The following is a 23,325-nucleotide window of genomic DNA, read 5'->3' on the forward strand; positions in this document are numbered from 1 at the left end:
AGTAACTGACGAAGAAAATCATATCATGATGAAGTTCTCTGACAAGGGAAATTTTGGTAGTTTTCTGTAAAAACACAAAAAGAAATCCTTTTCAGGGTGTTAATTTTCTAAGTTTAATTTAAATATCAATGTGTTATCAGGAATCCAAAAAACCTGACGCACTCCATAACCACAGGAGTTATTAATCATATTATGATTGACATGTAGCTTAGACACTCATAGACTCACTTCTCAATCATAAATTTGCATGGCGTTCCGGATAATTAAAAAAAATGAACAAGAAAATTTGGTTTATGGAAGGTTTATCCTCCCAGCGAGATATTATTCAGGGGGTAAAATCATTTGCAAAAAAAAATAATTTTGCCATTACCGTTTTTGCCTCCCACCGTAACGAAAGAAATGAAATCCTTTCCGTTGCCGACTATTCTTTGACTGAACCTGAAGATCCTCAAAAACGTCTTCAGTTTATCCAGGAAACCATTCAGTCCTACGGCATCCACCATATTCATACTGGCCGTAACAGCCAGTGGTTTGAAGAACACCGTTCAGCCATTGAATCGACCGGTGCCACCCTTACTACCGGTGCAACGGGCGTCGACTGGTTAACTCTGGCTGACGAAAAAGTTACTTTTGCTCAGTTTATGGAGCAAAAGGGTCTCCCGGTCGTACCATCCTGGCGGGTGAATACGCTGGCAGAATTAAAAACACACCTCGCGGCCCCGCCGTTCACTGACAGCCCGGTATGCGTGAAGCCGGTGACGGGTATCTATGGCATGGGATTCTGGCGCTTTGATGACAGTGCTTCGCCTATGGCCGTCTTTAATCATCCCGAACATCGTCTGGTCAGTCCGCAACAGTATATTGCAGCAGCATCAGCTGCTGAGTCGTTTAAACCCCTTGTTTTGATGCCGTACCTGCCAGGCCCGGAATTTTCCGTCGATATCCTCGCGGATAAGGGCGAAATACTCGCAGCCGTGGGACGCCGTAAGGAAGGGGTTATCCAGTATCTGGTAAACGAAGGAAGCGCCTGGGAACTGGCGTGTGACTGCGCCAGGGTTATGAAGGCCGACGGGCTGGTGAATGTTCAGACGCGAAACGATGTGAATGGCAACCCGGTGCTGCTTGAAACCAACATGCGTCCGTCAGGGGGGGTGGGTTATACCCTTCACAGCGGGGTGAACCTTCCTGGGTTATTTGCTGCCTTTAAGCTCGGTCTGATGTCTGAAGATATGGTGCGCCAGAGCGCTAAAAACACCTTTTCTCCGGTTGCGGTGAGATCCATTACGGATGTAATTGCATACCCGGAATCACTCTCTAACCTTCTGAATTAAGGCGTATTTATGTCTGATATCCTCGAAGATATGATTTATCGCCGTACCCTCTCATGCGGTACGATTCAGGTAACCCGCGACCAGGGTGAAGTTTCGCTCGATGACCTGTTTGACATCGCTGAAAGACGTAACCCGAAACGCGCCTTTCTGTTTGTCAGCAAAGTACTCGGCAGGCACATTCCCGTGCCACCCTCAGTCATGCGGCAGGCCTACAGACAGCTTGCCAGCCAGTTCCCCTCGACACTGACAGGACCCGTACTGTTTATCGGTATGGCTGAAACCGCCGTTGGGCTTGGGGCCGGTGTATTTGATGAAGTGCGCCACCAGCATCCTGAATCTGTCTATCTGACCTCTACCCGTCACCCGGTTGATGGCACGTTGCTTTGCGAGTTCAAGGAAGAACACAGCCACGCCACCGATCATCTGATCTATCTGCCAGATGATGAAGAGAAAAGACGTCGTGTTACCAACGCACGAACGCTGGTTTTGATTGATGACGAGGCAACCACCGGTAATACCTTTATTAACCTGCTTTCAGCCCTGCGTAATACCGGCAAGCTTCAACATATTGAACAGGTTATAGCCGTTACGCTTACCGACTGGAGTGGCAAAGCCTTGTCCGAGCGCAGCACCTTACCAGTCACTTCGGTTTCTCTTGTAAGCGGTAAGTGGGGATGGACCCCATTACCTGATGCACCTGTCCCGGACATGCCGAAAGTCAACGTAACTTCACGAGGAGAATGGGACATCCAGGGAAAACAGTCCTGGGGCCGACTGGGGATGCTCGCACCTGCGGCCGATCTCGGCCATGAGGTCTCCGTCCACAAGGGGGAACGTATTCTGGTTCTCGGGACCGGGGAATTCGTCTGGGAGCCGTTCCTGCTTGCTGAACGGCTCGAAGCTGCCGGAGCACAGGCATTTTATGGATCGACCACCCGCTCCCCTATCGCCGTTGGTTATGCCATTGAGTCCGCCATTTCCTTTACGGATAACTACGGGCTGGGCATCCCCAATTTTGTCTATAACGTCGCCCACCAGCAGTTTGACCGCATTCTTGTGTGTACTGAGACACCCGCAGAAAGTATTGACACGCAGCTTCTTAAAGCGCTGGCTGAGGTTGCGGCCGTCGTGGAGATTGTTACCTATGAATAAACCCGTTGTTCTGAGCGACCTTGACGACACGCTCTTTCAGACCCGTCGTAAAATGGTGGACGAGCTGGCCCTGGAGCCATTCCGTACCGGTGCCGTTGATCGCACCCTGAATCCACGAAGCTTTATGACGGAAGAACAGTCCATGTTGGTGGACTGGCTCCTGGAGCAGGCTGAACTCATACCCGTTACCGCACGGGGAACTGAAGAAATCAGCCGCGTACGGATCCCTTTCCACTCCTGGGCAATCACCACTCACGGGGCCGTCATTCTCACGCCAGAAGGCAAACCCGACGAGGAGTGGAAGGCCCATATGCTCGGCCAGCTGGCTCCCTATCAGGAAAAGCTGACATCGATGCAGCGTCTGATCACTGAAATGATGGACGCAAAAGGGATCAATGCCTGGGCAAGGCTGAACTTCGAATACGGTGAAACGGCGGTTTATATGGTGATGAAGCACCGCGACAGCACCCGCCTTGACGAGCTCAATGCCATTGCAGATGAGATAGAAACGGTGTTTCCGACCGAGGGCTTCTACATCCACCGCAACAGTAATAACGTGGCCTGGCTTCCCACCGCGGTTGAGAAAGGGCTGGCAGTCAGATGGCTTCTTGAAAAACTTCGGGCTGAACGCGGAGTCTTCCCCGTAATTGGTCTGGGCGACAGCCTGAGCGATCATCGTTTTATGAAACTGTGCAGCTGGTTTGGCATCCCGCGTCAGAGTCAGTTTGCAGATGCCATTTCACAGCGAATTTTTGGAGAAAATTAAAATGCAGCCACATGACACATTTACCGGCTCATACCAGCCCGGTGACGTGGAATTTCTGCTAAAGCCGGTAGTCATTGAGATGACGCCGGTTGAGCAAAAAGAAGAGCTGATTCAGTCAGGGAAGAAACATTATTCGGACATGCTCAGTCAGGAGCCAGCGCCAACACAATGGCATCTTGATTTGTTTCACCGGGCGCTGGATCGGGGCGCAGAGAGACTTGCAAAAGAAGTCACACAGCTCGCTATTGCTCTGGCCGAACGCTTCGGTGATGAGCCCATTGTACTGGCCAGTCTCGTCAGAGCTGGCGTGCCGCTCGGCGTTATGCTGCACCAGGCCCTGCGTGACATGGGGAAAACCTCATGGCATTACGGTATCAGCATTATCCGGGATCGTGGAATTGACGGTGCAGCCCTCGACGTCATTGAAGAGCGCCATGGTACCAGCGGTATTGTCTTTGTTGACGGATGGACAGGTAAAGGCGCAATTACCGGAGAGCTTGTACGCGCACTGAAAGATCGCCCGGGCTATCCTGAGCAGCCGCGACTGGTTGTCCTGGCCGATCCCTGTGGCTGCTCCTGGCTTGCAGCCAGTGATGATGACTGGCTCATTCCTTTTGGCATCATGGGTGCGCCGGTATCAGGCCTGATCTCCCGGTCAGTATGGTCCTCTGAAGGATTACATGGGTGCATGGTTTGCGAGCATCTCAGTGAATTCGAATGCAGCCGGATGCTTGTCGATACCGTCGCCCATTTCCGTAAGAAGTTAACCCCGTCATCCCTCGCTACCCTGAGCTGGAATATGGAGTCAGCCCGGGTCTTATGGCAGACAAGTCGCGACGTTATCGCGTTCCTGGCCGATGAATTTAAAGTGGACAGCGTCAATCGTATTAAACCCGGTATTGCTGAAGCAACCCGGGCTGTATTACGTCGGGTACCGGACCATGTATTTGTGCGTTCTATTGACGACCCGGACGTTGCCTTGCTTGTAGGGCTTGCTCGTGAAAAGGGAATAGTTGTTACAGAAATGGGGGGAACCCTCGGCCAGTATCGGGCTGTAACCATTATCAAGAAGGTACTCTGATGAAAAATCGTCTTTCTCCCTGGAATCTGGGAGCCACGCTATACATGCCTGCAACACGGGAAGATATTGCTGATGCCGTCCTGCACGGGAAAATCCCGGGTTTGCGCTCTCTGGTGATTTGCCTGGAGGATGCTGTCAGTGAAGCAGACATCCCCATCGCCCTCAAAAATCTGGAGCACCTGCTGCACGAGCTCAGTAACAGCATGCGTAGCCTGGGTAAAAATGACTGGCCTCTGGTGTTCATTCGCCCTCGGCATGCCGAAATGGGCAGATGGTTAAAAGCGCATTATGATCTTTCCGCTGTCGATGGGTTTGTGTTGCCGAAATTTACCCTCAGTTCGTTAGCTGAATGGTGGGATATCATGGGCGGGACTCACCTGTGCATGATGCCAACGCTGGAAACAGAAGACGTCTTTGACGTGGTTCAGATGCGCGAGCTGGCCACTCGCCTGGTGGAACATCCCTGCCACGACCGCATTATTGCGCTTCGAATCGGCGGCAACGATCTTATGAACGTTGTGTCGCTTCGCCGCCCCCGGGACCTGACGCTGTATGACAGCCCGATGGGCTACGTCATCAAAATGCTCGTTTCAGTCTTCGGCCCGCGTGATTTTGCCCTGACCGCGCCCGTATGTGAGCATATTGACGATCATGCCGTTATGGCCAGAGAGCTGGCTCTTGATATGGCACATGGGCTTGTTGGGAAAACGGCCATTCACCCGGGTCAGATAGAGGTCATTCAAAACGCGCTGATGGTCACTCAGGGTGAGTATTCTGACGCTCTGCGGATCCTGAACTCTACCCAGGCCGTGTTTAAGTCGCAGGGAGCAATGTGTGAACCCGCCACACATCGCCGCTGGGCGGCTGGCATTCTGGACAGAGCTCGTTTTTATGGGTTACAGAACGAGCAAAGCGCTGATGGAATCAGATTACTTACCGTGACCCAGCATCATTAAGGAAATCATAATGGGGTTCAGGTTCAGAAAGTCGATCAACATTATTCCTGGCGTTCGCCTCAACCTGAGTAACGGTGCACCGAGCCTGAGTGTCGGGCCGAGAGGTGCTTCCGTTTCTTTTGGTAGCCGGGGGACCTATGCCAATCTGGGCTTGCCCGGTACCGGGCTGAGTTACCGTACCCGGCTTGACCGGGCCGCGCGTTCCGGAGGTGGAAACCGGACGGCAACCGACCCGGGGCTCAGACAGGCGCTTGAGCAGGAAGCCGCTGAACTCATGTCAGCGGTAACCGCAATCCGTAATATTCACGAGCTGACGCCGGATCCAAAAACAGGCATCAGCTGGGCAGAGCTGGAAGCAGTATACCTGCATAACAGAACGTCGCCTTTTCAGGTTCCGGCACCGGTGCGTCCAGAAAAGCCAGACTACCTTGCATTGCCGGAAAAGCCTGCCGAGAGCGAAGGCATTAGTTTTCTGGGTAAATGGTTTGAATCGGAATCAGCTAAAGCTGAGCGCCACGCCGAAAATCTTCGCCGGTGGCAGCAGGAGCTGATTGATGTGGAGCGTGAGAATACCCTTCGACAGCACCGGTACCAGCAACAACGGACGGCCTGGGCCGAACAGTATGCAAACTGGAAGTTTGAAGCAGAAGAACATGAAAAACGGCTCGCCACGGCTCAGGCAGATGCCCGGCAGCAGTTCCGGACAGACGCCGCGTTTTTCGAATCATACCTGGCGGGTGTGCTGGCAGAAACTGAATGGCCGCGTGAAACGATTGTTGCATTTGAAGTAAAGCCGGAGCTATCAGCAGTCCTGCTGGACGTTGATTTAGCTGAGATTGAAGATTTCCCTGATAAGATTTACGGCGTTAATGCCCGGGGCACGGAGCTGACGGAAAAAGCCATGACGCAAAAAGCCGTACGCGAAAACTATGCCCGCCACGTCCATGGCTGCTTGTTCCGCCTGGTCGGTATCGTTTTACATACGCTACCTTTCGACAACGTGATTGTGTCAGGCTTTACGCAACGGGTCAGTAAGCGGACCGGCTATCTGGAGGATGAGTATATCCTGTCCTGCAAATGCACTCGCAGCCAGATGTCGTCAGTAAATTTTGCAGGCATAGAACACATTGATCCGGTTGAAGCGTTAGGCGATCACCCGGTTATTCGAAAGATGAGCAGTACCTTCATTTTTCAGCCTATTGAACCACTAACCCTTTAAGCAGGCTAAATCTTACGATGCAATTAAATACCAGACAGGCCCGGATTTTTAAGCTTGCCAACTTACTGGGCACCGGCAAGCCCGTTTCCGCTGCCGACATTATAACCAGTCTGGAATGCTCAGAGCCGACATTAACCCGGGCCCTCAAAGAGCTACGCGAGTCATATTCTGCGGAGATCAAATACAGCAAGGCAGGTCATTCCTACCATCTCGTTAATCCGGGCCAGCTGGATAAAAAGACCCTTCGCCGGATGAATGAAGCGCTCGCACAGAATGCTGAACTGAAAACCGGTGAGTCTACAGGGAAGGTCGTACTCGATAAGGATAAAAAAACAGCCGTGTCCTTATCGCTACGCATGCGGATCTTAAGAAAAATTGACCGTCTGGCTGCGCTGAGTGGCTCGACCCGAAGTGAAGCGGTAGAGAAGCTGGCTCTGCACTCCGTTGACGAACTGATAAAAGAATACAGCGCTAAAAAGTCCTGACGCTAAATCTCAGACCGGGGTGAAAACCCCGGTTTTGTCATATTTTACCTCTGTATTGGCGTGACGTAGTTTTGATCTATTCTCCTCCCGCAATGCCAGCAGCGCCTTACTGACTACAAAACCTGGTGTCTTGACATCCTCTTGTGCTACACATCAATCTTTGGGCGTTTTACACTCCATTCATGCAGATCTGTGATGTATGATGAATTTCATACATAAGACAGTTTATTTGTCCGAGTTTTTTCAGAAATCTTATATTCCAGTCCGGTCTGAATTATTTTTCTGTTGATAAGAGGCCATTCACATGTCGGTAATTCTATGGTGGTTAACTTATTTCTTTAATGCCGCTTCTGAGTATTTAATCTCCACCCGACAGATGTCGTGCCGTTTTATCAAATCAACAAACCCTGGCCTCTTCCTGAAACTACTCTCCTCTTCCGATCTCTTAAGAAGGAATTACATTTGAGACGCTTACCCGTATATCTGCTACTCGACACGTCCGGCTCTATGCACGGAGAGCCTATCGAAGCGGTTAAAAATGGCGTTCAGACGCTGCTTACCACGCTGAAACAGGATCCGTATGCACTCGAAACGGCTCACGTGTCAGTGATCACCTTTGATTCTTCAGCCCGACAGGCAGTCCCCCTGACAGACCTCCTGAGTTTCCAGATGCCAGCACTAACAGCCAGCGGCACCACGTCTCTTGGCGAAGCGCTTTCCCTCACGGCCAGCTCCATTGCCAAAGAAGTACAGAAAACGACGGCTGACACTAAAGGTGACTGGCGTCCCCTTGTATTCCTGATGACGGATGGAAGTCCGAATGATGACTGGCGTAAAGGCCTGAATGACTTTAAAGCGGCCAGAACCGGCGTTGTTGTGGCATGTGCAGCCGGGCATGATGCCGATACCAGCGTCCTCAAAGAAATCACTGAAATCGTGGTTCAGCTCGATACAGCTGACAGTTCGACGATTAAAGCTTTCTTTAAATGGGTCAGTGCGAGCATTTCGGTAGGCAGTCAGAAAGTGGAGTCCAGCAAAAAAGAAGTGATCGGTCTTGAAGACCTGCCACCGCCGCCGCCAGAAGTAAATGTGGTCTTATAATTTTATTGATTAAGGGGATATCATGTCTGTCAGTCTGAGCAAAGGCCAGGGCGTAAGCCTGAAAAAAAATGAATACGATCTCTCGTCCGTTACTATCGGCCTCGGTTGGGATATTAATGAGGAAAAGAAAGGTTTTCTCGGCGGGATCTTTGGTAAAAAAGAAGAAGAATACGACCTTGATGTGATCGCTTTCCTGTGTAATTCAGCCGGAAAGGTGACCGATCTCGGCAATGTGGAAAATGGTAAACCAACGCTTGTGAATGGCGATATCATCTTTTTCAACAGCCTTCGCCATAAGTCAGGCAATATCTGGCTGACGGGCGATAACCGAACCGGAGCCGGTGACGGTGACGATGAGCAAATTATTGTGCGCCTGAATTCCCTTGACGCTCAGTACGAGAAAATTGTGTTCATCGTTCAGATCTACAATGGTGAAAAGCTCCAGCAGCACTTTGGTAAAGTTCAGAATGCCTTCATCCGGGCAGTAGATGCCCGTAATATTGAAATGGCACGATTCGATCTTTCTGGCGGACCCGCCTTCGCCAGCCAGCGCTCCATGGTCTTTGCCGAGCTGATACGCGAGGCTACAGGCTGGAAACTCAGGGCAATTGGTGAGCCTTCAGAATCAGATTCGTTTGTCTCGCACCTGAGGAATTACATGTGATGCGCCGCCTGCCTGTTTACCTTGTTATCGACACATCCGGCTCGATGCGCGGTGAGTCAATCCATTCCGTTAACGTTGGAATTCAGGCGATGCTTAGCGCTCTTCGCCAGGATCCCTACGCCCTCGAAAGCGTTCATATCTCCATTATCACCTATGACAATGAGGCGCGTGAGTTCATTCCTCTCACGCCGCTGGAAGACTTCCAGTTTTCTGACATCGTTGTGCCAAGCGCAGGCGGGACGTTCACCGGTGCTGCCCTTGAATGTCTGATGCAGTGTGTTGAACGGGATGTACGTCGCTCAGATGGTGATACCAAAGGAGACTGGCGTCCTCTGGTATTCCTGATGACTGATGGAACCCCTTCTGATGCCCTGGCGTACGGTGAAGCGGTAAAAGCGATTCGCGGCCGGGGATTCGGATCCATCATTGCCTGCGCCGTTGGTCCTAAAGCAGGCCATGAGCACTTAAAACAGCTCACCGATAAGGTTGTGTCTCTGGAGACGCTAGATTCAACCGCGTTTGCAGGTTTCTTTAAATGGGTATCGGCCAGCGTGTCTTCCGGCAGCACAAGCGCGGGGATTAATAACGGAACTGATACCCTTCCCCCTCCTCCACCAGAAATCCAGCTGGTGCTCTGACAGACAGAAAGGTGCTGTTTCCGGGCAGCACCTTTCTGTACAGCAACGTTTTCTGCTGGCCGTACCAGCCGTACGAGGAAAATTATGAGACGCCTTCCCGTGTTTTTTGTCCTGGACTGTTCAGAGTCCATGATTGGTGAAAACCTGAAAAAAATGACTGATGGTCTGCAAATGATCGTCGGAGATTTAAGAAAGGATCCACACGCACTTGAAACAGCCTGGGTCTCGGTAATCGCATTTGCCGGTGTAGCCCGTACGATTGTACCTCTTCACGAAATTGCCTCGTTCTACCCTCCCCGCCTTCCCGTTGGCGGCGGTACGAGCCTTGGAGCTGCATTGCGTGAGCTGACCGTGCAAATTGATACCCAGGTCAGAAAAACCACTCATGAGGCTAAAGGCGACTGGAAACCCGTCGTGTATCTCCTTACCGACGGACGTCCGACTGACGACACAACCGCAGAAGTGAAGCGCTGGAAGGATCACTACGCGAGTAAAGTGAATCTCATTGCCGTTGGCCTGGGGCCGTCAGCGGACCTGAATATCCTGCGGCAACTGACAGAGAATGTCATGCTGTTCACCGAATCTCAGGAAGGGGACTTTACCCGCTTCATCAAATGGATCACGGCCTCGGTTACGGCGCACAGCCGCAGCGTCGGGGACGACAAACAACCTGAGCTCAGCCAGACTGAATACATAGTCCGGCTGGCCAAGGACGAGCCAGTAAAAGCGTACGACGAAAACTGCGTTACGCTTACCGGCCGTTGCAGCAAGACCCGTCGTCCGTACCTGATGAAGTATGAACGGCCACCAGCAAGGGTTTCCGGGCTCGATTTCAGTCTGAACCTGAACAGCTTTAATATTGCCGGATGCTATCCCATCGATGAGGACTATTTTGCGTGGTCAGATGCCACCGCTACCGGTTTGCAGGTAAATACCAGCGAACTGCATGGCGTACCGGGTTGCCCCCACTGCGGTAATGCCAGTGCGTTTGCCCTGTGCTCATGCGGAAAGTTGCTGTGTATTGACGGCCCGGATGACGTGATCTGCCCGTGGTGTGAAACAGGCCTGTCATTCAGCAATGATGGCGGAAACACTAACTTCGACGTAAACAGAGGGAGAGGTTGATGTCGCAAAATGCTTTACTTGAAGAGAAGATTATCCGCTTAGTTCTGTCTGAGCTGGGCCACCCTGTTGAAGGTGAGCGGCTTTTACTTCTATCGCAGGACCCATCCCTTACCGAAGAAATTATGCGGCTTAAAGAGCGGATTGAGAGCCTTGCACAGGGTTTATCTGCGCGGGTTAGCGAAGGTGATAACGACGCAGAGATTGCCGCCTCGTCAGCATCCAGTCTTTCCGATCAGCAACAAACGGTCGTAAGTGTTGCTGATAACCCGGGCATTGACGCTACCGATACATCAGCACTGCAACCCCTGCCAGAAAATGAGCCTCATCCTCCGTTCTGGAAGCTGATGCCTTATTACGAATTTGATAAACCAGCACAGAGGGAAGACGAAAACCTGTCTTCCCTGGTATTAAAACCCGGGCAGATACCGACAGGCCAGCAGCGGGCCAGCTTAGCTGTGCCACCTGCCGTTCCCCCGAGAGCTAAAATAACGATCCCCAACGCCCGCGCAGGCGAACGTTTCTCTTCGCCGGTTGCTATCGTTCTGGGTGAGGGCCAGCAGGCTACTGTCAGGGACGTTGTCTTTCCCCGGAACATTGGCCTGTCTTTTGACAAAGAACAGGAGTTGCTGACAGGTACTCCCACCGAAAGCGGCGATATAGAGCTTTCAGTAATCTGGTCATGCACGTCGCACGACGAATGTGAAACAAAACAGCTATTTATAATCAATCCCGATCCGAGAAGCCTGTGGAAGGTGGTAGAGCCACCAGCAGACGCTCCCTACCCTAAGTCCCATCTGGACGCTGCTGGCCTGGTCAGGGGTGATATACGTATTGCTGCCGCCAGTCGCCGGGGACGCTCTCATGAGCATGCCGGAAGCTTCAGAGATGACGACTTCTACATCAACCACTGCCAGGAAACAGGATGGTCTGTCATGCTGGTCGCAGACGGAGCCGGTAGTGCGGTAAATTCCCGGGAAGGCTCCCGGATTGCAGTCAAAACGGCTGGCGATTACCTTTTAAATCAGCTCAGTGGTGTGAAAGGCGTCCATTTAAAGCAGCACATCACGGCGTGGGAAGGGAGCGATCAGCAGGCAACAATAAACGCCATGCTTCATCATTTTAAACAGGCAGCTACGCTCGCGGTCAACAGTATCCAGAACGAAGCCATTTGTGCAGAACAACCTGTGAAATCCTATTCAACAACCCTTCTGGCAACTGTAGCGCTACGAACTGATAACGAGCTGTTTGCGGCTGCATTCTGGCTTGGTGATGGTGCGATAGGTGCATACAGCCCTTCCGGTAAAGTCAGGATACTGGGAAATCCCGATAGCGGAGAATACGCAGGACAAACCCGTTTCCTTGACCAGAGCATTATCGCAGACCCCTCGTTTAGCGGCCGCATCAGCGTGGGTAAATGGAATGATGTATCTCACTTGATCCTCATGACAGACGGCGTCTCAGACCCTCTGTTTGAGACGGATAATGGGCTTCGCAGTGACGAAAAATGGACCCGTCTCGTTGATGAGCTCAACCCTGTCCTTACAGACGCCAGTATTGCGCCTGAGAGGTTAGGCGACTGGCTTAACTTTTTCTCCACAGGGAACCATGATGACCGCACTATTGCGGTGTTGTGGTAAGGGATACGCTTTTTCGGTGATCAATATGGCAAATATCGTTACGTGCAAAACAAAGGACGGCGAAACAGTCCAGTATGTTGACGAGGTAATTGGTTCGGGCTCGATGAAGGATGTTTACTTTTCGCCTGATAAATCATACGTCGTCGCTTTTTATCATAAACCGCAGAACGAGCAGGCCCGGGATCGGATTGATATGATCACCGGACGCTACAGGCAAAACATTTTTGGCCAGTCCGGAGGTGAATACTGGAAGGACCTGTTTTGCTGGCCGACCCATGTTGTTGAGCATGGGCATAAAATCGGCATCGTGGTTCCAACCTACAAAAGCTACTTTTTCTTTAAATACGGCTCTAAAAACGATGATTTTCTTGGCATAAAAGGTCGTGAAAAGGAAGGCAAATGGTTTGCCAGCGCCAGCAACCAGAACAAATTTCTCGACCCACGTGAACGAGGCAATACGCTTACCTATCTCAAGGTCTGTCTGCTGCTGACAAGAGCCGTCAGAAGGATGCATGCGGCAGGTCTCTGTCACAGCGATCTAAGCTATAAAAACGTGCTTATCGATCCAGAAATGGGACATGCCTGCATCATTGACGTAGACGGCCTGGTTGTCCCTGGAAAGTATCCTCCCGACGTGGTGGGCACCCCGGATTTTATCGCTCCGGAAGTGGTGAAAACCAGTCATCTTTCCAAAGAGGATCCGAACCGCGTATTGCCAAGCATTACTACTGACCGTCATGCGCTGTCGGTGCTTATCTACATGTATCTGTTCTTCCGTCATCCGCTACGTGGCGGAAAAATACATGACATGTCGGATGAAGTACGTGATGAGACCTTATCTATGGGTGAGAAGGCACTCTTCATTGAACATCCGACAGACAAAAGCAATGCAGTCAAAGTCAGTCAGCTATCGTCCTTTTCACTGCCCTGGGCTGACCCGGAGAAAATTCCTTACACCATCATGGGCCCTTATCTGACACCTTTGTTTGAGCGCGCCTTTATAGATGGCTTACACGATGCCACTAAACGCCCGACCGCCGATGAGTGGGAAAGCGCCCTGGTTAAAACAGTCGATCTGATACAGCCCTGCCAGAACAAGGCGTGTGAACAGAAATGGTACGTTTTCTCGGGTAAGACAAAGCCGGTTTGTCCCTACTGCGGTACGCCATACAAGGGTAAATTACCGGTTCTAAATTTATATTCTTCCCGAAAGGAAGGCAGTTATCGTCCTGACGACCACCGGTTGATGGTGTGGAGCGGGCAGTCAATCTATGCGTGGCATGTGAATCGCCTCATTGCGCCAAATGAGCGTACAACCGATTTGCAAAGGAAACGAGTTGGGTATTTTGTTTTCCATAACGATCAGTGGTGGTTAGTAAATGAAGGCATAAATGGGCTTATGTCATTACCGGATAAACGACAGATTGCCATTGGGGAAAAAATTGAACTGACGAATAACGCTCAGTTTGTTCTGTCAAAGGAGGAAGGCGGCAGGCTGGTCGTCGTTCAGTTAGTAGAAAACTAACGGACGCCCATAACGACTAAAACGTTCTGGCAGCATACTGAACCTGTTTAATGAATCACTATATTAAGCTGTGTCAAATTTAAGCTGCCAGAAAAACTGACTGTCTGTGCCGGATATGCGGTACACCTCCTGCGGCAAGGGTTTAATGCGCAAAGCCCAATTTATTTATAAGAGTGAATAGTTTTGTGGCTCTACCCTGCCGCTCTCCTTTCCTGTGTCATGGTTTTTAACATCTGAAATACTGACATTGTTAAGCCGGTGATTGTATAAGGCGATGCGGACAATCTCATGAAGATATTCAAGTTCGTTTTGTGTCAAGGACTGGCCTTCCTGGGTTTTTGAAATCATTTCCTGCCAGCAGATCAGTCTTTCGTAACTGACATGTTCGCTGTTTTCCAGGCAGTGCAACCTGAAATAGCGAAGGAACAAAGGAAATTCATCGGTCTGAGCGATGTCATAAGCCCGAACCGTTAACCTACACAGACATACAATCGTATCCTGCTGTAACCTGACTAACGCGTTATGACTGCCCGGAAGGATATCAGGCAATTTCATCTTACAGTCAGCAAGGCGCTGAAGAAGAGGCCCTTCCTCTGAAGGCTCCCGTCCCCGATACTCCTGAAGAGGTTCAGATTCAAGTTCATGCATTAATGGATGATATAGCCATTCCCGGGAACTGGTCTCATCAATGATCAGGCTTTCAATGCACTCACTGTATGTTGTTTTACGTCGCCCGAGCTGCACCTGACTGATTTCATATTCAATATCTGGAAGATCGATACGCAATGCGGCAACTCTTTCGGAAGGATGAAGGTGGTCAAAGGTTAACTTCGCAGAAATGCTACGATCCCTGTCCAGAAAGACGGCCACACATAAATCATTAACCTTTACGAACAGATCAGCTGTGCCTCCGAACATACTGCCGCTTCCAATAACCTCATTCAGTGAAACCGGCCCACCATCGTCGCCAGCGAGAAGATTTGGGAAACCAAGAACCTGGTGCTCGTTGATGACTTCAATAATTTTTCCCCGGATGGCTTCCATCAGACCATCACAGTCACCGGCTACAGCAGTACTGTGTGAGAAATGCCAAAGCTTGACCTCCCCCTGCTTTGCTAACAGATCAGTTTTGCAAGCGGGGCAGATGCAGTTACAGTCGATACCCCGGCTGACCTCTGTAATATCTAAAAAGAGTCCTGATTCTCTCTGGAGTCCAAATGGAATACCAAATGTGTAACTCTTACGCATGGCTGCACCCCGTTTTTGATAATTATTCAAACTATATCCGAAATAACGGAGGAGGATTTCTGTAAAACGAATTAAAAGAAATGATTTTTTAGTTTTCCAGATTAATGTTTGACAAGAATCAAATGAGAGCCTTACAAATATGGAGAGAGAAGTTTAGGTAAAGTAACTTTTATCACAACTTCTAAAATTAAGGAGAATATCGGATGTATTTAGCAGTGGGCTTGGCTTATGATTAAAGTCTTTCTCCGAACTTAATAAGAAAGTTAAAAAGACAGGCTATTACAGTGCCTTTAGCCCCGAAAGGGGCATAAACTATTTTCAAATCCAGACACAGTCTTTTTGTTGTGCCAATATCAATAATTACTCGCGAACAAAGGTCCACACACTCGCAGGAACTTTGTCATATAACTTTTTCATTGTCAGTTCAGCTTTACGATGATCATAAGCACCAGAAATTTCAAGAGAGGCGACACCCGAGTTTTTTTCACATAACCTTTCAAATACTTTTTCGAGCGTTTCGAACGAACTACACTTACGGAATTTCATTAAATAAGACTGCTTTGTGTCAGACATAATCAACCTTCTTTAGACAGGCCTCAACTGGCCAGGGATAATCTTAATATCATTTTTCACTTAAGCCTAACGATTTCACAACCTTTTTCGTTGTTTCCACCCTGTTCATAACCAGGTACATGAGTGCTAAAATGACTGTAAATAAAACCAGTGTATCCCGGTGAGCAGGATGAAGAATCAATCAGTGATCAGACAGTTTTCGGAAAGCGAATTGCATCAGCAGCTGGAAACGTTCGGCAACCATGATAAACAGCTTTCACGCTTGATCCGTTACTTTTCCCATCTGAGATACAACACAGCTAAAACCTATCTGCACTGGCTACGAGTATGGAACGAATGGTATCAGGCGAATGCCCGGTTGCATACAGACTGGCCAGTAAGTTCGCTCCCCGTGTCTGAGGAAGCTCTGCTGGCGTTTATGGGGCATCTTGAAGGCAAATTGTCACGAAGCAGCATAAACAGCTGTCTTCAGGCCTTAAACAGTATCCATAAAAAAGGGCTTAACCTGCCCGGGATTATTACGTCTGAAGCATGGTACATGCTGGAAGCCTTAAAACAATCGGAAGCCCGGAAGCGAAAGACGACTAAACAGGCAACTCCCTTTCTTATTGGCGATCTCAAGGCTCTGATAAAGTTACGCAGTACTACAAACTCAGTTCGTAAGCTTCGTGACCTGTGCCTGATCTGGACAGGCTTTGAAACACTGCTCCGTTCATCCGAAATTCGCCGTATACGTCTGAAAGATCTGTCTCTGGATAGTATGACCGGTGAATTTAACCTGACGGTATACCGTACAAAAACGAACATCAGTACACTTCTTACCTACCGGCTGACACGTCAGTTAACTAACTGCCTCTTGAGATTGATGAACCTTGTGAAAATGGATCAGCACAGTCATCCGGATGAATACCTTTTCCAGGCCGTAAATTTCCATGATACAGGCTATATGCCACCCGGCTGGAAGCTTCGGAGTAAAGGGAATGAGCTATCTGAGCTTCTTAAACGGCATAACCTGCCCTACCGTGCTAAACAAAGTCTTCTGAACGATGAAGATGAGGAAGACACTGTGGACGATGCCGGTATGCTCAGCAAAAATTCCCTTTTACGGGCATTTAAAGAAATGTGGAATGAGCTTTATCCAAATGAGACTAAAACCCGTTACTGGACAGGGCACAGCGTTCGTGTAGGCGGTGCGATACAGCTGGATATTGAAGGTTACTCGCTACCACAGATTATGGAAATGGGGAACTGGTCGAATGAAGAAATGGTTATGCGCTACATTCGCAATATTGAAGCTGGTAAAAAAGCCATGATCAAGCTTATGCGAAATGCCTTTGATGAATAGCGCCCTCACGGGCGCATAACTTTATTTTTTCTTGAACGGGTTAAGTCTGGTGAGATTAGAGAGTGCCCCTCCCGGAGGCAAAATTCCCGTCCTTTTATATTTGTACACGCCATTTAATTTCATTGTCTGGATTCCAAGATTAATAAGCGTGACAAGTTTAAGGGTATACAGGAGTGTAAATTGGGGAGCAACCTGAATAAAAACTAATAACAAGCCTGCACACATTACACGTAGCCATGCCGCGTACTCCATGCTCAGCGGACGCTTGAAATAGAATCTTTCGAGCAAATCAACTGTCTTATTACTGATCCACGCCGCCGCCACTGAGAGTAACAACACGATGCACACCATAATGCCCAGTTCCATTTTCACTCCCTTCTCTTTTAGTCTGTTTAAGTTGAGGCTTAGCCACAGTAGTTTTGTTTTTTGCTTTTTTCTTAGGTTTGGTATGGTGAAACAGAAAACAATCCACCATTACCCAACCATTTTTATATCGAGCCACCAGCATCTTCTGGCTGGGGTAATGAGCATGAAACAGCATTTTCACGTCCATGGTGCCCATCAACGACTGTTTGCGCTTTAGCTCATCCTCAGCCATCTGAAATTCTTGTAAGAATTCTGAAGACAGACGCTGACGCAGAATTCTTATGGCACTGGAGTTTTCATCATTCTTTGCCAGGTGCCCGAAGCGTACAAGTGCCTTGTGGGTTATCTGGATGGGTCCCAGATGAGAGCTGAGCTGTTCGTACTGCCAGAAGTAGGTCAAATCCACCTTAACCCAGCTGATGCTGTCCAGCAGAGCCTCGTTCATGATGGTTCCGGACATAGGTACCATTGTCAGCCTGGCCAGACGCATATGTATGTAGTCCGTAAGCAACCTCAGCGACTCAGGAACGTTTTTATTGAGTAGGAGATGCTGAAGCACCGGGGTTGCGGTCTGCCAACACAGATTGCGCCCGTCAGGCAGGAAAGCAAACTTTTGATCGTCAGGCGCAGAGTTCGAAGCGTTTTCCTTACGAAGCAAAAAATAATGGCCGCACAGCAGCTCTGCTCTTACCTGGTCCTCGTCAGGGTCATGTCGGGCTTTACTTAGATCAACGGTTAGCACAACGCGGTTAATCGCATCAGCGTGATATTTTTTTACCCAGACGCAGACACGATAGAGACGCTCATCGATTTTCTGGCTGGCTGTGGAAATCCATTGCATTGTTGTTCCTTAATTTTCGGGGCTGACAATGAAAATGCCCAGCTCAGCCCCCGGCACGAGTTCTGTATATTTCAGGCTCAGCTTCCGTTGGTTGGACGGACCCTGGCTGTTTTCAGGAGCCCAGTCAGAGAGCGTTTTTAATTGAGGTATGTTGCCTGCTGCGAAAATGGGCAAGGATGCTTTTACTACTGAATAATCAGTCTCAGCATATTTATTCCCGTTTCGTTCCTGCCCTTCAGGCCTAAATGCAAAAATGTGAGCAATCGGAACAGGGAAAGAGTTAGTTCGACAAAGGCGATAAGATTCGCCCTGCTTCAGTGGGTGAAATTCAAGACGGTGTAAAGCCTTATCGATATTAGACACGACATTCAAATTGGTAGTTGCTACATTTTTTACTTCTGAGGCTCTCCTGCGCTCCAACAAACTCACAAGTTGCTCTGCTGTTTTAACTTCCTGGTTTCGGTTTAGCCGCCATGAAAAAGTAACTTTTTTAAGCTGGGACTTGATGAAAAGGATATTTCTTGTTGAGTGCATAGCGACAAGGCCCGGGAGCTTCTTGTGCACTTTATCAAAACGGACATTCTTTTTATTATCGATACGCCTCATTGCCGCAGCAAAATCATTTTTTGCTTCGTTTATAGAAGTGATCAAGCTTTCGAGAAGATCTGCTCTTTCGGGGACAATGATTAGACCCGGGTATTTAGTGGTTACTTTGGTGGAATCATGACTTAATGACTCTATGTCATCCACACAGATGTCAGTAAGTGCCTGAATAATTTCCTCAACCGAAGCATCGTCTTTAATACTAACCCTGATGGGTTTAACCTGCTTCAAGCGCTCTTCTGTTCTAGATACGGTGGAGACAGTCATCAGGTTTGCCATCATCGGGGGGGTGTTCGAAAGAAAACACTTGAGCGAGTCGATGCGTTCCAGAATCTGGTCACGAAAATAGGGCAAATCGTCATAACTCATACGTTTCTCCAGGCTCATGTTATTTCCAATCAATTTTGCTGCCCAGGCTGACCTTGCAGAACATAAATGTCATGTAAACCTCTAAAGAAGTCATTTTGAAACAGCTTTCACAGCATGCGATTTATGTTCGATAGGGCTCATGAACAAAGGATGATAATGGAGACGCCATGGATAGTGGATAGTCTTACCCACCTGGGTGATCCGATTGAGGCGAAAACGACCATTTATACAGTCAACTGACCAAAGCCCGGGAGAAACTAACCTCTTCCAGCGGTAAAAAGAGAAACCTGCAACACAGAGGTCATGCTCCAGGAAATGTTGAGTTTCGACGACGCGAACTTTTATCAAAAACCCCAGCATTGGCGAAAACCAGATCAACAACCATGTTGGCGGCAGGATGACTTTGTTCAGGAGATGATCTGTCATAAGCAAGGCAGATAACATCAGAAAACTGATAGTCAACCACAGGGCCATCCAACCGGCCCATACGCGGCTCTGACAGGGTTTCCATTCGAGAAGAAAAAGTTTTTTATGCATTCTGCCCCGCCTAATTTTAATGTATTGCCGAAGTATGCTGCATCATGATGGTGGTGCGGGGAAAGATTTCAAACTTCCACAATTCTGAAGCCGTGTTCCAACCATGAAAGATCCCGTCTCCACAGCGAGTGTTAAAAGCAAGAATTTCATCCCTGACCTGGTAAGCGAGCACTTCTGGCATATCAATAAACTCAGGTAAGGAAAGAAGAATTCCATGGATAACTTCTCCGGTTAACTTACTCATAACCTCTTCCTCAGACAGGGCAGCGTCCGGGAACAAACACAACGGAAGTGAAAAACAACATAGGTCAAGACCAATAGCAGCCCTTCCTGCGTCGTAGCCTTCTTCATTAACGACAAAACGAAAGAATTTTTCTGTCTCACCCCGTAATGATGACGGTCCTTCAGACGGAACTTCAATACCACTGAAGACTTTATCGGTCCAGTTGGTAAAAGGACTGGTGAAAACCCAACAAATTAAGGATAACGCCAGCTCTTCCTTAAACATACGTTCAGTGCCGGTAGTTCTGGAAAGTTGCTTTTGAGTACTCATGTTTTACCTGTTGCATGAAATTATTGATGTTATATAAACACAACCGGCATTTTATCTAATAGGTTTGAAAACACTAAAAATCGCAAATGCTGGTACCTTTCTGTTTTAAGAGATTTTCAAGGTAAAGTGAGGCTAGATCAATTGGCTGGTTCTCTTCAAGACAGGCTCGCACAAGATCTTCAATAGAGACCGAATCAACCCCCCTTCCCTGTAAAATTTCTTTAGCAGATGCCAGCGTTTTATGAACGCTTCGACTTAGTTGTAATCTGACTTGTGTGCGGGTATCAAAAAGACAATCTTCTGTGACACTTTGTGAAACGGTTCTACTCATTGAAAAATCACTCCATTTCTGGGATCGAATGAAAATTAACAGCTATAGATGTATCAGGTTTCCCATTTTCTACGATACTCAACCACGTACGCGCTGAGATTTGTTGTTCACAGACGAGTATGTAACCTGTTCCCTGTTGATGATGTAGCTCAAGAGCTTTTAGGATAGGCTCTGAATGAGGTCCGAGAGCATCACGCGTGTGAATAAGCGTTTGCTCTGGCAATACGTTGCTAAGCATAGACAGCAGAACATTACGCTCATCCTCATTATCCGACAAAACAAGAATTATACGAAAACCCGTTTTTATACGAAATCTGATTTCTGAAACTAACTTTCTTAATCTTAATTTATATATGACCAGGCGGAATCGAGTCATCAGTAAAGAGACCACTGTGAAGATAACGATTACTGCGCCATATTTTGACCTGTAGAACCACCAGTTAAGGCCTCCAGCAACTATCAGGATTAACATTAAAATTAAACTCCCATAGAAAAAAAGTGCTGGGTAGCGAGTTGTCTTTCCTTCAATTAGTGCTGAGGCAAATATCAAAATGGATATTCCGTAAATTACCCAGTCAAAAATACTTTCTCCAATCATTCTTTAGTGAACATCCTTAAAAGTGGAAATGTAGGTTTATGGGTTTATGCATTTTCCTGATGGCCTTGACAACCAAGGATTTCACAGAAATTGTCACAGTGTGAAGCTGTAACAAAGCGCTCTCCACGTTCGAATCGCTCAACCAAATCCTTTCTTACTTCACTTCCAGGTTTCTGGAAGATGTACTCAAACTGGAGATCCTCGGCCGTTGAAAGTAGTCGTTCTATGCTGAAATCAACATGGTAAAAGCAAAACTGATTATCAACCGGGGGAAAGTTGCTTTTGGTACTGTTCTCGTTTTTGGATTTTAGTTCATTCATGAGCTCTCCTTGGTTGAGAACAGTATACAAATCTCTTTAGGGATTTTTTTTCGTTAATAGCACTTTTTTGAGTTTAAAGAGTATGTTCATACCAGAGCATTAGAGGCTACGAAAAGGATAATGGAATTAGAAAGATAGATTTTAAGTGGTGATGTAAGGTGGGATAGGTAGAAGAGGAGTAGACGCTTGTAAGCGAGGCAAAAAAAAGGCACGGAAACCGTGCCATAAGAGTATGTGAGAAAAAATCAAAATCAGGGAAAGAATCAAGCAGCTTGTGAAACTGAATCTCCAACTGCAAGATTTAAATTTCTTAGGTTATCGAAAACTTCAGATACTAAGTCATTACGGTCGTGGATTTTAATCCGCCCACCGGTTAACTCTGAAACATAAACGGTATGGCAGAGGTCAGTAACCACTTCGCCGTATTCATCAACGACTTCCAAAGATGCAATCATCGGAATATAAGAAGCCGCAGCATAGCTCTCATAAATACTTATTATGGAGTCATTGTTGCGTCGAGAAATTACCCTACCAGAAGGTAAAGCCTCATCTTCCATATAGCAATCAGATAGGTCCTCACAGAAGTCATTTTCTTTAAGTGAAATATTAAGGGTCAATTCACTGTTGATAGAGCGTGAATAAGAATATTCACTCAGTTTATAGCAAGCCAAACTTATATCACTAAAAGTTTCATAAGCTTTATAGAGGCTCGATGTTATAGACTCAGATACAAATGTTATTAGTCCAATAAAATGAGTATCCCAGAACTGTTGCAAAGCAAAACGGGCAATCATAACCTGACCATCAACCTGCATCAGTCTGTTATATTCATCCCGGTCATAACCTTTCGACTGAGAAACATCATTAGACATGCTAAGAACTTCACTACAAACATCATCATATTCAAAACGGCTAGTTGCAAAGTGTTTTCCTGAAATCTCAAGGTACTGACCAGAGACTGCGTCAAACACCTCAAGAAAGTAACAGAGTCGAGATTTTAAAGATTCTCTGTTTAAAGCTTCTATTTCATTCTCAGAGATACTATCGACATATAAATCAACAGCATTCTTGAGTTCAATAGCTTTGATATTACAGGTAAAAGAAAGCTCGTCACTTTGACAATGGCAAACACTTAATACTATATCCGCCTCATCAAAATCTATGCCAAGATAGCTCAGAACTGCTCGGACATAGTTTTTATCATCAGATGAATGTGTCATATACACTACCTCAAATTTGAGAGGAAGTGCCCCAGAAGGGAAGCGACTTCCCCACTGGGTTAGATAAAAGTTTGGTTAAGCTAAAAGAAGATGCCAGCGACAGATTTTACATTGTCATAGACAAGTGTCTTCAGCCAACCAAAGTTACTTTTTTGGACTGAAGCAAAAGGATCATTGAGACGCGTTACGAAAATCGTCAAAAGCTTCAGTTATTAGTAATGTGCGATCAGTTACTCTGTATCGGTCATTACTTTCGAGAGATACGTAAGTTGAATGCGAAGAATCACAGACAACACGCCCTCTTTTATTGATCAATCTTACTTCCATCATCACCGGCACATTGATAATTGAAGCAACATCGGTATAGAGGGATATGAGGGCATCATTGTCACAATATAACGCCCCGTTCCCATCAAATGTATCGTTAAACTTAATATATATATCTGGCATATTTGCCGGATAATCATCAGTATTGAAATCAATGCATAACTTTAAGTCATCATTAATACGGCGATTAATCTTATGCTGCCCAACACGTACAAAGCCATGTTCAACAGCTTTGATAATCCTTAAAGTTTCATTAAGACAATCTGTAATTCTTTTCTCGACAAATGAGATAAAGTCACCAAAGTCGGAATGAAAAAACTGTTTAAGTGCAAATTTCGCAACTAACACTTTCCCATCCACCTTCATTTTATCGAGATAAAGATTTCTTATAGCATCAGTAGAAGAATTAGCTTT

The 23,325-nt window shown here is 47.6% G+C and carries 25 protein-coding genes and 1 pseudogene; 14 read left to right on the top strand and 12 right to left on the bottom strand.

All coding sequences use genetic code 11. From position 1 onward, the window contains the following. Nucleotides 1-272: 272 nt before the first annotated feature. The 13 genes from ACQG03_RS22390 to ACQG03_RS22450 all read left to right on the top strand — a co-directional run bounded on the left by ACQG03_RS22390 (nt 273) and on the right by ACQG03_RS22450 (nt 13,680). Nucleotides 273-1,331, top strand: coding sequence for an ATP-grasp domain-containing protein (locus ACQG03_RS22390; RefSeq protein WP_012695441.1), 1,059 nt, complete (start codon nt 273-275; stop codon nt 1,329-1,331). Nucleotides 1,332-1,340: 9 nt separating this feature from the next. Beyond that, nucleotides 1,341-2,483 carry a phosphoribosyltransferase domain-containing protein gene (locus ACQG03_RS22395; protein WP_001280115.1) on the top strand — a complete coding sequence of 381 codons (1,143 nt, stop codon included), beginning with the start codon at nt 1,341-1,343 and terminating at the stop codon, nt 2,481-2,483. Next, complete coding sequence (locus ACQG03_RS22400; protein WP_001040058.1) at nt 2,476-3,249, top strand: hypothetical protein; 774 nt, start codon at nt 2,476-2,478, stop codon at nt 3,247-3,249. Before ACQG03_RS22395 ends, ACQG03_RS22400 begins: the two co-directional genes overlap by 8 nt. A gap of 1 nt (nt 3,250) precedes the next feature. Beyond that, nucleotides 3,251-4,330, top strand: a complete 1,080-nt coding sequence (locus tag ACQG03_RS22405; RefSeq protein WP_001585166.1) for a cysteine protease StiP family protein — start codon at nt 3,251-3,253, stop codon at nt 4,328-4,330. Then, nucleotides 4,330-5,286, top strand: a complete 957-nt coding sequence (locus tag ACQG03_RS22410) for an HpcH/HpaI aldolase/citrate lyase family protein (protein WP_011152965.1) — start codon at nt 4,330-4,332, stop codon at nt 5,284-5,286. Before ACQG03_RS22405 ends, ACQG03_RS22410 begins: the two co-directional genes overlap by 1 nt. Nucleotides 5,287-5,296: 10 nt before the next feature. Further along, on the top strand, nt 5,297-6,505 hold the full coding sequence (locus ACQG03_RS22415) for a DUF4236 domain-containing protein (protein ID WP_011152964.1): 1,209 nt from the start codon (nt 5,297-5,299) through the stop codon (nt 6,503-6,505). Nucleotides 6,506-6,522: 17 nt separating this feature from the next. Beyond that, the gene (gene terW, locus ACQG03_RS22420) at nt 6,523-6,990 is read left to right on the top strand and encodes a tellurium resistance protein TerW (protein WP_001176767.1); all 468 of its coding nucleotides are present in this window, start codon (nt 6,523-6,525) and stop codon (nt 6,988-6,990) included. A gap of 462 nt (nt 6,991-7,452) precedes the next feature. Next, nucleotides 7,453-8,091, top strand: coding sequence for a vWA domain-containing protein (locus ACQG03_RS22425; RefSeq protein WP_001253657.1), 639 nt, complete (start codon nt 7,453-7,455; stop codon nt 8,089-8,091). Between the two features lie 22 nt (nt 8,092-8,113). Next, complete coding sequence (locus ACQG03_RS22430; protein WP_000116681.1) at nt 8,114-8,755, top strand: TerD family protein; 642 nt, start codon at nt 8,114-8,116, stop codon at nt 8,753-8,755. Continuing rightward, entirely contained in the window at nt 8,755-9,393 is a 639-nt protein-coding gene (locus ACQG03_RS22435; RefSeq protein ID WP_001253658.1) for a vWA domain-containing protein, read from the top strand. The genes ACQG03_RS22430 and ACQG03_RS22435 overlap by 1 nt, the downstream gene beginning before the upstream one ends. An 84-nt stretch (nt 9,394-9,477) precedes the next feature. Next, complete coding sequence (locus ACQG03_RS22440; protein WP_001253656.1) at nt 9,478-10,518, top strand: TerY-C metal binding domain-containing protein; 1,041 nt, start codon at nt 9,478-9,480, stop codon at nt 10,516-10,518. Next, on the top strand, nt 10,518-12,155 hold the full coding sequence (locus tag ACQG03_RS22445; protein ID WP_000081059.1) for a PP2C family serine/threonine-protein phosphatase: 1,638 nt from the start codon (nt 10,518-10,520) through the stop codon (nt 12,153-12,155). The genes ACQG03_RS22440 and ACQG03_RS22445 overlap by 1 nt, the downstream gene beginning before the upstream one ends. A gap of 25 nt (nt 12,156-12,180) precedes the next feature. Next, nucleotides 12,181-13,680: a helix-hairpin-helix domain-containing protein gene (locus ACQG03_RS22450; RefSeq protein ID WP_001284318.1), complete on the top strand. Its 1,500-nt coding sequence runs from the start codon at nt 12,181-12,183 to the stop codon at nt 13,678-13,680. A 165-nt stretch (nt 13,681-13,845) separates the two neighbouring features. On the opposite strand, the gene ACQG03_RS22455 is transcribed toward ACQG03_RS22450, so the two are convergent. After that, on the bottom strand, nt 13,846-14,928 hold the full coding sequence (locus ACQG03_RS22455) for a hypothetical protein (protein WP_001232447.1): 1,083 nt from the start codon (nt 14,926-14,928) through the stop codon (nt 13,846-13,848). A gap of 360 nt (nt 14,929-15,288) precedes the next feature. Beyond that, nucleotides 15,289-15,501 carry an Hha/YmoA family nucleoid-associated regulatory protein gene (locus ACQG03_RS22460; protein ID WP_001285422.1) on the bottom strand — a complete coding sequence of 71 codons (213 nt, stop codon included), beginning with the start codon at nt 15,499-15,501 and terminating at the stop codon, nt 15,289-15,291. A gap of 169 nt (nt 15,502-15,670) precedes the next feature. Here ACQG03_RS22460 and ACQG03_RS22465 point away from each other — a divergent pair, with 169 nt between their 5' ends. Continuing rightward, nucleotides 15,671-16,846 (top strand): tyrosine-type recombinase/integrase, encoded by a 1,176-nt coding sequence (locus ACQG03_RS22465; protein WP_000795949.1) that lies wholly within the window; start codon nt 15,671-15,673, stop codon nt 16,844-16,846. A 21-nt stretch (nt 16,847-16,867) separates the two neighbouring features. Here ACQG03_RS22465 and ACQG03_RS22470 read toward each other — a convergent pair whose 3' ends face one another. From ACQG03_RS22470 to ACQG03_RS22515, 10 genes and pseudogenes are all read right to left on the bottom strand, one after another. Then, a complete protein-coding gene (locus ACQG03_RS22470; RefSeq protein WP_001805195.1) occupies nt 16,868-17,212 on the bottom strand; it encodes a hypothetical protein in 345 nt (114 codons plus the stop codon). After that, nucleotides 17,148-18,053, bottom strand: a complete 906-nt coding sequence (locus tag ACQG03_RS22475) for a hypothetical protein (protein WP_001198595.1) — start codon at nt 18,051-18,053, stop codon at nt 17,148-17,150. The genes ACQG03_RS22470 and ACQG03_RS22475 overlap by 65 nt, the downstream gene beginning before the upstream one ends. Nucleotides 18,054-18,062: 9 nt before the next feature. Further along, nucleotides 18,063-19,025 carry a DNA replication terminus site-binding protein gene (locus tag ACQG03_RS22480; RefSeq protein ID WP_000119428.1) on the bottom strand — a complete coding sequence of 321 codons (963 nt, stop codon included), beginning with the start codon at nt 19,023-19,025 and terminating at the stop codon, nt 18,063-18,065. Between the two features lie 90 nt (nt 19,026-19,115). Then, on the bottom strand, nt 19,116-19,562 hold the full coding sequence (locus ACQG03_RS22485; protein ID WP_000549069.1) for a hypothetical protein: 447 nt from the start codon (nt 19,560-19,562) through the stop codon (nt 19,116-19,118). Between the two features lie 16 nt (nt 19,563-19,578). Next, nucleotides 19,579-20,115: a hypothetical protein gene (locus ACQG03_RS22490; RefSeq protein ID WP_000107167.1), complete on the bottom strand. Its 537-nt coding sequence runs from the start codon at nt 20,113-20,115 to the stop codon at nt 19,579-19,581. Nucleotides 20,116-20,188: 73 nt separating this feature from the next. Then, entirely contained in the window at nt 20,189-20,446 is a 258-nt protein-coding gene (locus ACQG03_RS22495; protein WP_001371933.1) for a hypothetical protein, read from the bottom strand. A gap of 7 nt (nt 20,447-20,453) precedes the next feature. Beyond that, complete coding sequence (locus ACQG03_RS22500) at nt 20,454-21,044, bottom strand: hypothetical protein (protein WP_000578891.1); 591 nt, start codon at nt 21,042-21,044, stop codon at nt 20,454-20,456. Between the two features lie 44 nt (nt 21,045-21,088). Then, nucleotides 21,089-21,364 (bottom strand): hypothetical protein, encoded by a 276-nt coding sequence (locus ACQG03_RS22505; protein WP_001004200.1) that lies wholly within the window; start codon nt 21,362-21,364, stop codon nt 21,089-21,091. A 263-nt stretch (nt 21,365-21,627) separates the two neighbouring features. Continuing rightward, a complete protein-coding gene (locus ACQG03_RS22510; protein ID WP_000149830.1) occupies nt 21,628-22,584 on the bottom strand; it encodes a hypothetical protein in 957 nt (318 codons plus the stop codon). A gap of 171 nt (nt 22,585-22,755) precedes the next feature. Beyond that, nucleotides 22,756-23,325, bottom strand: a pseudogene (locus ACQG03_RS22515) (hypothetical protein); the annotation flags it as partial.

The sequence above is a fragment of the Enterobacter cloacae complex sp. 342H5 genome, from assembly GCF_050030905.1.
Taxonomy (GTDB): Bacteria; Pseudomonadota; Gammaproteobacteria; order Enterobacterales; family Enterobacteriaceae; genus Enterobacter; species Enterobacter intestinihominis.

Bases quoted from the DNA above. Each gene is read 5' to 3' on its own strand.
- ACQG03_RS22390 (WP_012695441.1), top strand. From the start codon at position 273: ATGAACAAGAAAATTTGGTTTATGGAAGGTTTATCCTCCCAGCGAGAT.
- ACQG03_RS22395 (WP_001280115.1), top strand. From the start codon at position 1,341: ATGTCTGATATCCTCGAAGATATGATTTATCGCCGTACCCTCTCATGC.
- ACQG03_RS22400 (WP_001040058.1), top strand. From the start codon at position 2,476: ATGAATAAACCCGTTGTTCTGAGCGACCTTGACGACACGCTCTTTCAG.
- ACQG03_RS22405 (WP_001585166.1), top strand. From the start codon at position 3,251: ATGCAGCCACATGACACATTTACCGGCTCATACCAGCCCGGTGACGTG.
- ACQG03_RS22410 (WP_011152965.1), top strand. From the start codon at position 4,330: ATGAAAAATCGTCTTTCTCCCTGGAATCTGGGAGCCACGCTATACATG.
- ACQG03_RS22415 (WP_011152964.1), top strand. From the start codon at position 5,297: ATGGGGTTCAGGTTCAGAAAGTCGATCAACATTATTCCTGGCGTTCGC.
- terW (WP_001176767.1), top strand. From the start codon at position 6,523: ATGCAATTAAATACCAGACAGGCCCGGATTTTTAAGCTTGCCAACTTA.
- ACQG03_RS22430 (WP_000116681.1), top strand. From the start codon at position 8,114: ATGTCTGTCAGTCTGAGCAAAGGCCAGGGCGTAAGCCTGAAAAAAAAT.
- ACQG03_RS22435 (WP_001253658.1), top strand. From the start codon at position 8,755: ATGCGCCGCCTGCCTGTTTACCTTGTTATCGACACATCCGGCTCGATG.
- ACQG03_RS22440 (WP_001253656.1), top strand. From the start codon at position 9,478: ATGAGACGCCTTCCCGTGTTTTTTGTCCTGGACTGTTCAGAGTCCATG.
- ACQG03_RS22445 (WP_000081059.1), top strand. From the start codon at position 10,518: ATGTCGCAAAATGCTTTACTTGAAGAGAAGATTATCCGCTTAGTTCTG.
- ACQG03_RS22450 (WP_001284318.1), top strand. From the start codon at position 12,181: ATGGCAAATATCGTTACGTGCAAAACAAAGGACGGCGAAACAGTCCAG.
- ACQG03_RS22455 (WP_001232447.1), bottom strand. From the start codon at position 14,928: ATGCGTAAGAGTTACACATTTGGTATTCCATTTGGACTCCAGAGAGAA.
- ACQG03_RS22460 (WP_001285422.1), bottom strand. From the start codon at position 15,501: ATGTCTGACACAAAGCAGTCTTATTTAATGAAATTCCGTAAGTGTAGT.
- ACQG03_RS22465 (WP_000795949.1), top strand. From the start codon at position 15,671: ATGAAGAATCAATCAGTGATCAGACAGTTTTCGGAAAGCGAATTGCAT.
- ACQG03_RS22470 (WP_001805195.1), bottom strand. From the start codon at position 17,212: ATGGAACTGGGCATTATGGTGTGCATCGTGTTGTTACTCTCAGTGGCG.
- ACQG03_RS22475 (WP_001198595.1), bottom strand. From the start codon at position 18,053: ATGCAATGGATTTCCACAGCCAGCCAGAAAATCGATGAGCGTCTCTAT.
- ACQG03_RS22480 (WP_000119428.1), bottom strand. From the start codon at position 19,025: ATGAGTTATGACGATTTGCCCTATTTTCGTGACCAGATTCTGGAACGC.
- ACQG03_RS22485 (WP_000549069.1), bottom strand. From the start codon at position 19,562: ATGCATAAAAAACTTTTTCTTCTCGAATGGAAACCCTGTCAGAGCCGC.
- ACQG03_RS22490 (WP_000107167.1), bottom strand. From the start codon at position 20,115: ATGAGTACTCAAAAGCAACTTTCCAGAACTACCGGCACTGAACGTATG.
- ACQG03_RS22495 (WP_001371933.1), bottom strand. From the start codon at position 20,446: ATGAGTAGAACCGTTTCACAAAGTGTCACAGAAGATTGTCTTTTTGAT.
- ACQG03_RS22500 (WP_000578891.1), bottom strand. From the start codon at position 21,044: ATGATTGGAGAAAGTATTTTTGACTGGGTAATTTACGGAATATCCATT.
- ACQG03_RS22505 (WP_001004200.1), bottom strand. From the start codon at position 21,364: ATGAATGAACTAAAATCCAAAAACGAGAACAGTACCAAAAGCAACTTT.
- ACQG03_RS22510 (WP_000149830.1), bottom strand. From the start codon at position 22,584: ATGACACATTCATCTGATGATAAAAACTATGTCCGAGCAGTTCTGAGC.